The organism is Pseudomonas sp. MYb327 (assembly GCF_040438925.1).
Lineage (GTDB): Bacteria > Pseudomonadota > Gammaproteobacteria > Pseudomonadales > Pseudomonadaceae > Aquipseudomonas.
The window spans coordinates 5,916,499-5,928,787 of sequence record NZ_CP159258.1 but is presented as its reverse complement, the minus strand read 5'-3'; the positions used below and the strand labels follow the sequence as shown (position 1 = coordinate 5,928,787).

Below are 12,289 nucleotides of genomic sequence, written 5' to 3'. Positions count from 1 at the left end.
ATGCCCTTTACCGATCGTTTACGTTTGCTCCGAGCGGTACATCATCGGTTACAGTGTGTAACTGCTTATGACCAGCGATACCGACTGATGAATCCGTTAGATGTACTGCGTGACTCCTTGTATTTCTTCAAGCGCAATCTGGGCCAGATCGTGCAGCTATGCCTGCCGCTGGTGATTATCGAGGCGCTGTTGCAGCAAGTGGTTGACCGTTCCACCGAGCCGGACAGTTTTCCCGGCATCAGCGTAATGGTCGGCCTGCTGGTTTATCCGCTGTACACCGCTGCGTTGATTCTGTTCCTCGACGCCCGCAGCCGTGGCGAATCGCCGAGCAATCGCGCCCTGCTGTCGAGATCCGCATACCTGTGGCCGCGCTTTGCCCTGCTGACGGCGCTCAATACGTTGCTGATTCTGCTCGGCCTGTCGCTGTACTTCCTGCCGGGTATCTACCTGATGGTGACCCTGGCGTTCGGCGAATACCTGTTGGTGTTGCGCGGCCTCGCCCCGCTGGCGGCGATGAAGCAAAGCCTGCGCCTGACCCGTGGGCATTTCCTGCGCATCCTGGTGTGCATTTTGTGTGTGATGGGGCCGTTGTGGCTGCTCAAGGGCGCGACGCTGGCGGTCTACCCTGAGCCGCAGAACCCGGTGGTCTCGCTGTTGATCGACAGTGCCCACAGCTTCCTGCAACTGTTCACCAGTGTGGTGCTGTTCCGGCTGTTCATGCTGATCAGCGAAGTACCGGAAAAAATCGACGGCCCACGTTGACCGTGGGCGACCGCCCGTCAGTCGGGTATGCTCGGGGTCAACTTTCGTAACGCTATAAGCCGAGCCATGACCCGACTACTGCGCTACACCCTGCTGGCATCGTTGATCGTCATCGGCCTGATCGTCGTGATGATTTACAGCCTGACCTGGCGCCCCGACGCCAAGGAAGTGTTGCCGGTCAGTTGCAGCACTCAGGCGCCGACCCTGGCTCCCGGTCAGGCGCTGAAGGTCATGACCTGGAACGTCCAATACCTGGCGGGCAAGCGTTACGTGTTCTGGAATGACCAGGCTGCCGGATCCGATGAATCCCCCACCCAGGAGGACATGGCCTTCAGTCTCGATGAAGTGGCGCGGGTCATTCGTGATGAGCAGCCGGACGTGGTGCTGCTGCAGGAACTCGACGACGGCGCCAAGGCCAGCGCTTATCAGAATCAGCTCAAATTGCTCCAGGAGCGGGTCGCCGACCTTTATCCATGCAGTGCCCACGCGTTCGACTGGAAAGCGGACTTCGTACCCAATCTGCACATCTTCGGCAGCGTTGGCCGGCAACTGGCGACCCTCAGCCGCTACCAGATCGAACACGCCGAGCGCCTGCAATTGCCGATCGTCCAGGGCAACCTGGTCAGCCGCCAATTCAGCCCGAGAAATGCCCTGCTGGTCACTTACCTGCCGTTGAGCGACGGCGGCCAAATGGCGATTCTCAACACCCATCTGGACCGAGTATCGCAACCCGACGATAGCGTGAGCACGCAAATCTCAGCCGTGGCCAAAGTCCTCGACAAATTTGAAAGCCGTGGCACGCCGTGGTTGATCGGTGGTGATTTCAACTTGCTGCCGCTGGGGCAATATCAGCGCCTGCCCGACGAACAACGCACGCCCTATTCCGCCGACAGCGCGCTGCATCTCCTGTGGGACAAATACCCGATGATCCCGACCAACAACGAAGCTGGCGGGGTCGACCGCGCACGCTGGCTGACCCATTACCCGAACGATTCAGGTCTCAACGGCCCGGACCGCACCGTCGACTATCTGTTCTACAGCCCGCACGTCAAACGGGTCGAGGCGACGGTGCGGCAGGACGACACCTTGCGCATCTCCGATCATTTGCCAGTGATTGCACGGTTCCTCCTGCCCGCCGCGCCTTGAACCAAGGCATTTTCACTTCGCCTGCCAATCGTCCGGAATCACCGCCCGAGCAGGCTCGCTCCCACAGGGTTTGCCGGTGAAGAGGTCTACTTACGCGGCTTGATGCGCGCGGTCGCCTCGGCCACCAAGGGATCATCCGGCCAATAATGTTTCGGATACCGCCCCTTCAAATCCTTCTTCACTTCGGCGTAAGTACTACGCCAGAAGTTCGCCAGATCCTGCGTCACCTGCACCGGCCGTCGCGCGGGGGACAGCAGATGCAGCTTCACCACTTGCCGGCCACCGGCGATGCGCGGGGTCTCGGCCAGCCCAAACAACTCCTGCAAACGCACCGCGAGAATCGGCGGTTGCTCGCTGTAGTCCAGGCGAATCGACGAACCCGACGGCACGCTCAGATGATGCGGCGCCAACTCGTCGAGCCGTTGCGGCAGCCGCCACGGCAGCAGGTTGTGGACGATGCTCGACAGGTCGAGGTTGGCGAAGTGACTGAGCCGCGAGACTTTGCCCAGATACGGCATCAGCCAGTGTTCGAGGTTTTTGAGCAGCGCGGTATCACTGACATCCGGCCATTCACTTTCACCCTTGCCGCTCATGTCCAACTGACGCAGCAACGCTACCCGCGCCTGCCACTGACGCAGCTGCGGCGTCCACGGCAACAACTCCAGACCTTTGCGTCGCACCAGATTCACCAATGCCTGACTGCGAGCCGTTTCGTCGAGGCCGGTCAACGGTTCGCGGCTGAGGATCAGCTCGCCGACCTTGCGTTGGCGCTCGGCGCGCAACACGCCTTCGCGTTCGTCCCAATCCAGTTGATCGACACAGCGCACCTGCTCGGCCAGCACCGAATCGAACAGCGCCGGATCAAAATCCGCCGCCAAATAAATCCGCTCTTCACGCTGCCCCTGACGACTGCCGAGATCGGCGATCACCAGCCACGGTTGTTTCATCAGGCTGTCCGCTTCGGCGAACAACGCGGCACGCCCGTTGGCCAGGCGATACTCGGCACCACCGGCACGGCGTTGCTGGGCCACGCGATCCGGATAGGCCAACGCCAGCAGCGCGCCGAGCCAGCGCGGATGATCGGGATCGCTGACGGGCTCCGATGCTTTACCGCGCAAATATCCGCGATATTGCCGCGCCAATTGTCGCGCCCGCTGCACCCCGCCCTGAGCACCGCGAGCGGCACGTTCTTCACCGGACAACAGCACCAATCGGCTGTGCAAATCAGCGCCAGCGCCACGCAAGATATCGCGCTCGCCGAGCAGTGCCGCGACCTCACAAGCCATGTCCGCCAAGCCCAGCGCTTGCCCGCGCAACAACAAATGGGCGATACGCGGATGCGCCGGCAGTTCAGCCATGGCCTGACCGTGGCGGGTCAGCGCTTCGCCTTCGAGCGCGCCCAAGCGCTCGAGCAAATCCTGAGCCTGTGCATAAGCAGCTGACGGTGGTACGTCCAACCAAACCAACTGGCCCGGCGTCACACCCCAGCGACCGAGTTGCAATGCCAACCCGGCGAGGTCCGCCGAAAGAATTTCCGCACTGCCGTAGGCCGCCAGTTGTTCGTGCTGATCCTGCGACCACAAGCGATAACACATGCCCGGTTCCAGTCGCCCGGCCCGGCCCGCGCGCTGGGTGGCACTCGCCCTGGAAATACGCTGGGTATCGAGGCGGGTCATGCCGCTGCCAGGATCGAAACGCGGCACCCGCGCCAACCCGGCATCGATCACCACGCGCACGCCGTCGATGGTCAGGCTGGTCTCGGCGATGTTGGTGGCCAACACGACTTTGCGCTTGCCAGGTGGCGCTGGATCGATCGCCGCACGTTGCGCGGCCAGGTCCATTTCGCCGTGCAACGGGCAAAGCAAAACTTGAGGGCTATCGCCCAGTGCATCGGCCAGTTGTTGATGCACGCGCCGAATTTCCGCTTGCCCCGGCAGGAACACCAGCACGCTGCCGGTTTCGTCGTTCAAGGCTTCGAGGATGGTCTGCACCAGTCGCGGTTCGATGAATTCCCCAGCCTGGAACGGTCGCCCCCAACGCATCGCCACCGGGTACATGCGGCCTTCGCTGCGCAGGATCGGCGCGTCGTCGAGCAACCCGGCCAGGCGTTCGCCTTCGAGCGTGGCCGACATCAAGAGAATTTTCAGCGGTTGATCGTCACGGAACAGTTCCCGGCCATTCAGGCTTAGGGCCAACGCCAGGTCGGCGTCGAGACTGCGTTCGTGAAATTCGTCGAAGATCAGCAGCCCCACGCCTTCCAGTGCCGGGTCATCCTGCAAGCGCCGGGTCAGAATGCCTTCGGTGACAACCTCTATACGCGTCTTGGGGCCGACCTTGCTGTCGAGCCGAATGCGATACCCCACGGTTTCGCCGACCTTCTCACCCAACTCACTCGCCAGACGTTCCGCCGCCGCCCGCGCCGCCAAACGACGCGGTTCGAGCATCAGGATGGTCTGCCCGGCCAGCCACGTCTCATTGAGCAAGGCCAAAGGCACGCGGGTGGTTTTACCGGCGCCGGGCGGTGCTTCGAGCACGGCTTCATGACGCGTGGCGAGTGCTTCACGCAGGGCGGGTAAAACTTCATCAATCGGCAAAGAAATCATGCTGGCTCCCAAACAGAGGGGCGAGTATAACGGCGAACTGCCGGGCGTTAGTCGGGGTCTTAATTCGTACCGACGACGTTTCGTTTTCCAGAAGACTCAGGAGATTTCATATGCGTGTTCCCTTTCGCCTGATCGGCGGTGTTTTGGTCGCGACCCTGCTGACCCAGGTCACCGCGTGCGGTTCGATTTTCTATCCGGATCGTCGCGGCCAGATCGACGGCAAGATCGACCCGGCCATCGCCGTGCTCGATGCCGTGGGCCTGTTGTTTTACATCATCCCCGGCCTGATCGCGTTCGCCGTGGACTTCGCTACTGGCGCGATTTACTTTGAACCGGGCAAGACGGCCCAGGTCGACCCGGAAAAACTCAAGGAAGCCATCGGTGCCGACGGCAAGGTCGATAACCTCAAGTTGCAGACTATTCTGCAACGTGAGCTGGGCCGCAGCCTGCCGCTGGACGATCCGCGCCTGATCCAGCACAAGGGCAGCACTCAGCAACTGGCCATGTTCGGCCTGCAACCCGCCGCGTAATCGGGGCACGACAAGGAAACTCCGCACCCATGATCTCAAGCGTCGAACACGCCCGCCTGCTGCGGCTGGCGACCCGTGCCTCGGTGGCGGTGGCTTGTACGCTGATCATCGCCAAAGGTATCGCCTGGTGGCTGAGCGGTTCGGTGAGCATGCTCGCCGGGTTGACCGACTCGGCACTCGATGGCGTCACTTCGCTGCTTAACCTGCTGGCCGTGCACTACGCCTTGCGCCCCGCCGATGACGATCATCGCTACGGGCATGGCAAGGCTGAATCACTGGCCGGTATGGCGCAGGCGCTGTTCATTGGTGGCAGTGCGGTGCTGGTCGCGTTACAGGCGTTCGACCGGCTCAAGCATCCGGAACCGGTGGGCGCGCCGTGGATCAGCATCGCAGTGATCGTGTTTTCCCTGTGCCTGACCCTGGCACTGCTGGCGTTGCAGCATCGGGTGGTCAAGGCCACCGGCTCCAACGCGGTGCGCGCCGACTCCCTGCATTACCGCTCGGATATGCTGCTCAACGGCAGCATTCTGGTCGCGCTGCTGCTGGCGGGATTTGGCTGGCATCAGGTCGACGCCTGGTTTGGTTTGGGGATCGCCGCTTACATCCTCTGGAGCGCGGTCACTATCGCTCGGGAAAGCTTTGCGGTGTTAATGGATGAAGAGCTGCCGCCGGATGTCAGCCAGCACATGCTGGAACTGGCCTGCAGCGTGCCGGGGGTTTTGGGCGCGCATGACTTGCGCACGCGGATTTCTGGCAATCAGTGGTTTGTGCAGTTGCATCTGGAACTGCCGGGGGAATTGACGCTGTCAGTCGCCCACGGCATCAGCGATCAGGCCGCCGATGCGATTCACGCGGCCTACCCGCGAGCCGAAGTGCTGGTGCACGCCGACCCGCAGGAAGTGGTGAAAGCCGTCAGGGCTCAGAAACTCACCTGATAGCCGCGACTGCTCAGGCAGTTACCTTGGGCCTGACGATAGTTCTGTACCACTGAAGGGTCCGGTTGATAGGTCGCGGTTCGCGGGTCGAAGCCACTCTGCTGCACCGCGTATTGATAGCACTCGAAACCGTCCTGATTGACCTGTTCCTGAGACTGGCCGTTGGCCGGATACGCCTCCACGTCATAGCCACTGCTGGCGGCTTGCGGTTGCGGTTGCGGTTGCGGTTGCAAGTTGCCCACCGGCGGCTCGACCACGACGTAATCCTGGGTGCTCTCCTGATAGGCGTAATACGCGCCCGCCGCCAGGAACAACACCGACCCGCCGATCAAGACTTGCTCGGCGTAATCCGGCAAGTAGCGCACCCGAATCCCGCGCGGTGGTTCGACCACCACATAACGTGGGCCCAGCGGGCGATACCAGTAACCGCCGGAATAGAAATAATCCATGCCTCGGTAAGGCACGCGGTACTCACGGTCCGGGAAGCGATCGATCACGTGCCCAGGGCGATACTGCGGGCCGGGGCCCCAGCCATTGCCGTGCCCGCTCGGACGGCCCTGCCACTGATTGTTATTCGACGGCGCGCCTATGTAGCCGTTCCAGTGCTGATTGTTGTCGTTGCGACGCGGCGTGTCCTGGTAGTAACCACGCTGCGGCGTCTGGGTCTGGCGCACGGCGTCGGGCCGAGGCTGGATCGGCAAATCATTGGCCGGCAGTTGTGGCGATGGCGGAGGCGACCGAACCGGACTGTTGAAGTCGGGTTGTTGACGAGGCTGGTAATGGCCATTGTTCTGATTCTGGCCGCTGTGCTCGAACTGGCGACTGTTGTCGCCACGAATGACATCGTTGTTCTGCGGGCGCGGCTGATTGTTGCCATGGCCCTGATTATTGTTGCCCTGATGACCGCCCTCCCCGTGCTGACCGCCATCGGGACCCCGGTTCTGCGGCTCATCGGCGAGCGATTGCGCAGTGACACTGACACACAGCAAACCAACACCGGCCAAACGCCAGATGTGCGACTTCATGCTTTTCCTCACTGCGGGTTAGGGCCTGTACGTAAGACTTGGAAAGCACAGGCCGGTTCTGCAACAGGTTATCAGTCGCGAAACTTATTTATTGAGGGCGGGGGTCACATTGCGGGCAAAGAAAAGGGGAGACCCGTCGGCCTCCCCTTGAGAACTTCGTCCGTGCTCGACGCTTTTGACGTCGGCTCACCTCACGCCGTCTTCTGGACAGTGTGTAGCTCGGGGGCCTGCACATCCCCGGTTGGGGAGGGCGGCCGCGACTGACCTGATTGGGCGAGTCGCACTGGACTGTTTGTCCGAGCAGTGATTCTGGTGATAAGAATAGGCTCGCGGCGCTGGCAGAGGATTGCGAAGATTGCTGAAATAAACATCACTTGCGCAATTTTTAACCCTGGATAGATAATCTGTCGCAATAGTTACGACAAGGGACCGTTTGATGAGCAAACTCGACCGTTACGACCTGAGCATTTTGGCTGAATTGCAGCGCGATGCGCGCATCTCCAACCAGGAGCTGGCCGAACGCATCGGCTTGTCCCCTTCGCCCTGCTCACGTCGAGTCAAGCAATTGGAAGACGACGGCTACATCTCCCGCCAGGTCGCCCTGCTCGACCGCAAAATGCTCGGCCTGAGCCTGACGGCCTACGTGCTGATCGGCATGGATCGACATACCCCGGAACGATTCGAGAATTTCGAAGCGGCGATTCGAACGTTGCCGCAGGTGCTGGAATGCAGTTTGGTGACCGGGATGGATGCTGACTACCAGCTCAAGGTTGTGGTGCCGGACATGGATCACTACCAGAAACTGCTGCTGGGCCATTTGACGCGGATTGAAGGCGTGACCAGCGTGCGGTCGAGCTTTGTGTTGAATCAGGTTTTGAATAGCACTGAATTGCCTTTGACGCATCTTCGCAGCTGAGGCCCTCATCGCTGGCAAGCCAGCTCCTACAGATTTTGTATCGTTCGCAATCCTGTGGAAGCTGGCTTGCCAGCGAGGGGGCCGGCACAGGCGACGAATAGCTGCGACACACCGCCGCAGGTCAATACTGCGCGCAATCTGCAAGGCGTATACTCCCCGCGCCCTTTTAGCCTCGCCCGCGCTGGAGAAGTTCGATGGATCCTGCAGTTTTCGAAGAGTGGATGATGACCGGACTGGTCAGCATCCTGATCATTTTCATGGGCTTCATCGTCTGGGATCTGGCGAAGAAGTCCAAGGCCGGGCGCTTTGGCTCGTTCATTCTGTTCTTCGTGCTGGGCCTTGGCGTGGCGGCGTTTGTGATCAAGAGCGTAGTGATCGGCCTGATCGAGTCCGGCACTTTATAAGCGCGCCGGCACTTCTTTCCACTGGCCCTGTTCGAGCCCTTCGATGGTCCAGTCGCCGATCCTGACCCGCACCAGCCGCAATGTCGGCAACCCGACCGCCGCCGTCATGCGCCGCACCTGCCGATTGCGCCCCTCGCGAATCACCAATTCCAGCCAACTGGTCGGCACGCTTTTGCGAAATCGTACGGGTGGGTTGCGCGGCCACAACTCTGGCTCTTCCAGTTGCCGCGCCTCGGCAGGCAAGGTCATGCCGTCGTTCAACTCCACGCCATCACGCAAACGCTGCAATTGCTCGGCGCTCGGTTCGCCTTCTACCTGCACCCAATACGTCTTGGCCAGTTTGTGTTTCGGGTCGGCGATGCGTGCCTGAAGCTGGCCGTCATTGGTCAGCAGCAGCAAGCCTTCGCTGTCGCGGTCGAGTCGTCCTGCCGGGTAGATTCCGGGAATCTCGATGTAATCCTTGAGCGTCGCGCGCCCTTCGCCGTCGCTGAATTGCGTCAGCACATCGAACGGTTTGTTGAACAGGATCAGCCTCGGCTCGGCCGGTGGTGCCTTGGCGATACGGCGCGGGGCTGAAGGGGCTGGCTTCGCGCCAGGGCGGCGGGAAACGGGACGTGGAGGACGGGACATGGCGAAAAAAACATCTAGCGGTCAGGGCTGCTAATGCTAGTGCCCTGACCGCCAAATGACCATGACAACCGTTAGCGGAACGGCGGCTCGTCGAAGCTGCGCAGTTTGCGCGAGTGCAGCGAGTTGAGTTCGGTGCGCAACAGATCCACTGCCTCGATACCAATTTTCAGATGCTGGCTGACCGCACGTTCATAGAAGGCGTTGGCCGAACCCGGCAATTTGATCTCGCTGTGCAGCGGTTTGTCCGATACGCAGAGCAACGTGCCGTATGGCACTCGCAAGCGATAACCCTGGGCCGCAATCGTGCCGCTTTCCATGTCCACTGCCACGGCGCGAGACAGGTTGATCAGCGGGCGCTCCTGAGCCCAGCGCAGCTCCCAGTTGCGGTCGTCGTAGGTCAACACTGTGCCGGTGCGCAGGCGTTTCTTCAGCTCGTCGCCCTTCTCACCGGTGATGTTCGCCGCTGCTTGCTGCAAGGCCATCTGCACTTCGGCCAGGGCCGGGATCGGAATGTTCGGCGGCACCACGCGATCAAGGATCCCGTCGCGGCGCATATAGGCGTGAGCCAGCACGTAGTCGCCAATGGTCTGCGACTGACGCAAGCCGCCGCAATGGCCGATCATCAGCCAGCAATGCGGGCGCAATACGGCCAGGTGGTCAGTGATGTTCTTGGCATTGGACGGGCCGACGCCGATGTTCACCAACGTCACGCCGTGGCCATCGCTGGCGATCAGGTGATAGGCCGGCATCTGGTAACGGTGCCAGACCACGCCCGCAGCAATCGCCGAGGCTTCGCCGTGGTCCATGCTCTTTTCAATGATTACGTTGCCCGGCAACACCATGCGCACGAAACGCGGATCGCTGCGCAGTTGTTCCAGGCCATGGACGATGAACTGGTCGACGTAACGGTGGTAGTTGGTCAGCAAAATCCACGGCTGAACATGCCGCCAGTCGCTGCCGGTGTAATGCACCAAGCGGCGCAGGGAGAAATCCACTCGCGCGGCGTCGAACAGCGCCAGAGGGAGCGGATCGGTGTTTTCCCAATCGTACAAACCATCGGCAATGCCATCGGTCGCCGCCGACAGGTCGGTGCTCGGGAACACTCGCGCCAGCACGGCTGCGGTGACGCCGGAACCGGCCAGTTCATCGCCCTGCTCGACCACGTATGGGTAAGGAATGTTCTGCTGGCTGACACCCACTTCCACGGTCACGGTGAAGTCGTGCATCAAGGGCACCAGCTGTTCCAGCAGGTATTTACGGAAAGCCGACGGATGGGTGACGGTGACGCTGTAGGTGCCCGGCAACTGGACCTTGGCGTAGGCGCGAGTGGTCTGCGGGACTTCGCCCTGGCAATGGTAGGTCAGGCGCAGTTCGGGATAACGGAACAGCGCACGCTGCTCGGCGTCCGGCTCGACACGATCCTTGAGGTAACGCTTGAGCGCCTGGTTCAGCGCTGTGGTCGCACGATTGTGCAAGAGCGCAAGCCGATCCACGGCTTGCTCGGCGGTTTGAACGACAATAAAAGCTTCGGTCACGATCAGCATCCTGTGTTCTGACTTGCAGAGCTTCATCTTGCCTGCATCAAAGCTTCACGGGAACAGTGGCCACAACACAATTGCCATGAACACCGCTCCCACACGTTTTAGTTGTGGTCAGTAGTTCTGTGGATTGGCGCGGGCGACTATCGCTTCAACATCCAGCCCCCGCGGCAATGCGCCGTACACCCGGCCACCACCACTTAGACGACTGGCGATAAAAGCATCACTGACCGCCGAATTCCCCGCCTCAAGCAACAGCTTGGCCTGAAGGCCCAGTGCAATGTCTTCAGTCAACTGCCGCGCCCGATATTGAATGTCGCTGGTGTCTTTAAAAGCCGCGTGCAATTGACTGATGTGTGCGGCCAGACGCTTGTCGCCATGGCCATCGCCCAATTCGCTAAACAATGCATCCAGCACGCCCGGCTCTTTCGACAGCGCGCGCAGCACGTCGAGGCATTGCACGTTGCCGGAACCTTCCCACGTCGAGTTCACTGGCGCTTCGCGGTAGAGGCGCGGCAGGATGCTGTCTTCGACGTACCCCGCGCCGCCTATGCATTCCGCCGCTTCGTTGATCATCCCCGGCGCACGTTTGCAGATCCAATACTTGCCCACCGCCGTCACCAGTCGGGCGAATTTGGCTTCCTGGGAATCATCCAGGTGATCTAGCGCCCGGCCCATGCGCAAGCTCAAGGCCAGGGCGGCTTCGCTTTCCAGCGCGAGGTCGGCCAGCACGTTTTGCATCAAGGGTTGTTCGCTGAGCAATCTACCGCCCACCGCGCGATGAGCGCAGTGATGACTCGCTTGGGTCAGCGCCTGGCGCATGAGTGAGCTGGAGCCGACCATGCAATCGAAACGGGTCATCGCCACCATCTCGATGATGGTCGGCACGCCGCGCCCCTCCTCGCCGACCATCCACGCCAGCGCGCCGCGAAACTCCACTTCGCTGGACGCGTTGGAGCAGTTGCCGAGTTTGTTCTTCAAGCGCTGGATGTAGAACTGATTGCGCGTGTCGTCCGGGCGATGGCGCGGCAGCAGGAAACAGGTCAGTCCTTTGTCCGTCTGGGCCAGGGTCAGGAATGCATCGCACATCGGCGCCGAACAGAACCACTTGTGCCCCACCAGTTCGTAAGCCTGGCCCGGACCGCTGGCACCCACCGGATAGGCCTTGGTGGTGTTGGCCCGCACATCGGTGCCGCCCTGCTTTTCGGTCATCGCCATGCCGATGGTGACACCGGCCTTGTGGGCTATGCCGACGTTGCGCGGGTCGTATTCCGTGGCAAGGATTTTAGGCAACCATTTTTCCGCAAGGTCCGGTTGCAGACGCAGCGCCGGAACACTGGCGAAGGTCATGGTCAACGGACAGCCACTGCCGGCTTCGGCCTGGCTGTGCAAGTAGGTCATGGAGGCGCGAGCGACGTGGGCGCCGTCCTGCGGATGCGCCCAGGGCAACGAGGTCAAGCCGTGCTCGATCGCCGTGCGCATCAGCTCGTGATAGGCCGGATGGAACTCCACCAGGTCGATGCGGTGACCATAACGATCGTGGCTGCTGAACACCGGTTTGTTCTGATTAGCCAGAAATCCCGCTGCCATCAACGGCCCGCCAGCCAGCGCGCCGTAAGCGTCGATCCGCGATTCGGCCCAACCAGCCCCGAAACGCCGCGACCACTCCTGCAAAGGCAAGTCGATGCGATACAGGTTGGCACCGTCCAGGGACGGTGGCTGGTTAGTGACTTCGTGGGTTTCGGCGAACTGATGCAGGTTCATGACAGGGGCTCCTTTGGTCAGCCAAGGGGTTTCAGT

Annotated in this window: 11 protein-coding genes; 6 read left to right on the top strand and 5 right to left on the bottom strand. The window is 61.3% G+C overall.

Annotated features, from left to right (window positions below):
* Positions 1-87: 87 nt before the first annotated feature.
* Entirely contained in the window at positions 88-762 is a 675-nt protein-coding gene (locus tag ABVN21_RS26845; protein WP_339555918.1) for a YciC family protein, read from the top strand.
* Between the two features lie 66 nt (positions 763-828).
* On the top strand, positions 829-1,908 hold the full coding sequence (locus ABVN21_RS26840) for an endonuclease/exonuclease/phosphatase family protein (RefSeq protein ID WP_339555917.1): 1,080 nt from the start codon (positions 829-831) through the stop codon (positions 1,906-1,908).
* 86 nt (positions 1,909-1,994) lie between these two features.
* Here ABVN21_RS26840 and hrpB read toward each other — a convergent pair whose 3' ends face one another.
* A complete protein-coding gene (hrpB, locus tag ABVN21_RS26835) occupies positions 1,995-4,511 on the bottom strand; it encodes an ATP-dependent helicase HrpB (protein ID WP_339555916.1) in 2,517 nt (838 codons plus the stop codon).
* A 110-nt stretch (positions 4,512-4,621) separates the two neighbouring features.
* Between hrpB and ABVN21_RS26830 the strand changes: the two genes are divergently transcribed.
* Entirely contained in the window at positions 4,622-5,041 is a 420-nt protein-coding gene (locus tag ABVN21_RS26830) for a polyribonucleotide nucleotidyltransferase (protein ID WP_339555915.1), read from the top strand.
* A gap of 29 nt (positions 5,042-5,070) precedes the next feature.
* Entirely contained in the window at positions 5,071-5,976 is a 906-nt protein-coding gene (locus tag ABVN21_RS26825; RefSeq protein ID WP_339555914.1) for a cation diffusion facilitator family transporter, read from the top strand.
* Here the strand turns inward: ABVN21_RS26825 and ABVN21_RS26820 are convergent.
* Positions 5,961-7,001: a DUF6515 family protein gene (locus ABVN21_RS26820; protein WP_339555913.1), complete on the bottom strand. Its 1,041-nt coding sequence runs from the start codon at positions 6,999-7,001 to the stop codon at positions 5,961-5,963. The genes ABVN21_RS26825 and ABVN21_RS26820 overlap by 16 nt on opposite strands.
* Before the next feature lie 436 nt (positions 7,002-7,437).
* On the opposite strand from ABVN21_RS26820, the gene ABVN21_RS26815 reads away from it, so the two are divergent.
* Both ABVN21_RS26815 and ABVN21_RS26810 read left to right on the top strand, forming a co-directional pair.
* The gene (locus ABVN21_RS26815; protein WP_007937367.1) at positions 7,438-7,917 is read left to right on the top strand and encodes an Lrp/AsnC family transcriptional regulator; all 480 of its coding nucleotides are present in this window, start codon (positions 7,438-7,440) and stop codon (positions 7,915-7,917) included.
* 194 nt (positions 7,918-8,111) lie between these two features.
* Entirely contained in the window at positions 8,112-8,321 is a 210-nt protein-coding gene (locus ABVN21_RS26810; protein ID WP_007937369.1) for a DUF2788 domain-containing protein, read from the top strand.
* Here ABVN21_RS26810 and ABVN21_RS26805 read toward each other — a convergent pair.
* The 3 genes from ABVN21_RS26805 to ABVN21_RS26795 form a co-directional block, all read right to left on the bottom strand.
* Positions 8,316-8,882 (bottom strand): pseudouridine synthase, encoded by a 567-nt coding sequence (locus ABVN21_RS26805; protein ID WP_339555958.1) that lies wholly within the window; start codon positions 8,880-8,882, stop codon positions 8,316-8,318. The genes ABVN21_RS26810 and ABVN21_RS26805 overlap by 6 nt on opposite strands.
* Before the next feature lie 140 nt (positions 8,883-9,022).
* The gene (amn, locus tag ABVN21_RS26800) at positions 9,023-10,522 is read right to left on the bottom strand and encodes an AMP nucleosidase (RefSeq protein WP_339555912.1); all 1,500 of its coding nucleotides are present in this window, start codon (positions 10,520-10,522) and stop codon (positions 9,023-9,025) included.
* Positions 10,523-10,603: 81 nt separating this feature from the next.
* Positions 10,604-12,253 (bottom strand): acyl-CoA dehydrogenase family protein, encoded by a 1,650-nt coding sequence (locus tag ABVN21_RS26795; protein ID WP_339555911.1) that lies wholly within the window; start codon positions 12,251-12,253, stop codon positions 10,604-10,606.
* Positions 12,254-12,289 lie beyond the last annotated feature (36 nt).

Bases quoted from the DNA above. Each gene is read 5' to 3' on its own strand.
- ABVN21_RS26845 (WP_339555918.1), top strand. From the start codon at position 88: ATGAATCCGTTAGATGTACTGCGTGACTCCTTGTATTTCTTCAAGCGC.
- ABVN21_RS26840 (WP_339555917.1), top strand. From the start codon at position 829: ATGACCCGACTACTGCGCTACACCCTGCTGGCATCGTTGATCGTCATC.
- hrpB (WP_339555916.1), bottom strand. From the start codon at position 4,511: ATGATTTCTTTGCCGATTGATGAAGTTTTACCCGCCCTGCGTGAAGCA.
- ABVN21_RS26830 (WP_339555915.1), top strand. From the start codon at position 4,622: ATGCGTGTTCCCTTTCGCCTGATCGGCGGTGTTTTGGTCGCGACCCTG.
- ABVN21_RS26825 (WP_339555914.1), top strand. From the start codon at position 5,071: ATGATCTCAAGCGTCGAACACGCCCGCCTGCTGCGGCTGGCGACCCGT.
- ABVN21_RS26820 (WP_339555913.1), bottom strand. From the start codon at position 7,001: ATGAAGTCGCACATCTGGCGTTTGGCCGGTGTTGGTTTGCTGTGTGTC.
- ABVN21_RS26815 (WP_007937367.1), top strand. From the start codon at position 7,438: ATGAGCAAACTCGACCGTTACGACCTGAGCATTTTGGCTGAATTGCAG.
- ABVN21_RS26810 (WP_007937369.1), top strand. From the start codon at position 8,112: ATGGATCCTGCAGTTTTCGAAGAGTGGATGATGACCGGACTGGTCAGC.
- amn (WP_339555912.1), bottom strand. From the start codon at position 10,522: ATGAAGCTCTGCAAGTCAGAACACAGGATGCTGATCGTGACCGAAGCT.
- ABVN21_RS26795 (WP_339555911.1), bottom strand. From the start codon at position 12,253: ATGAACCTGCATCAGTTCGCCGAAACCCACGAAGTCACTAACCAGCCA.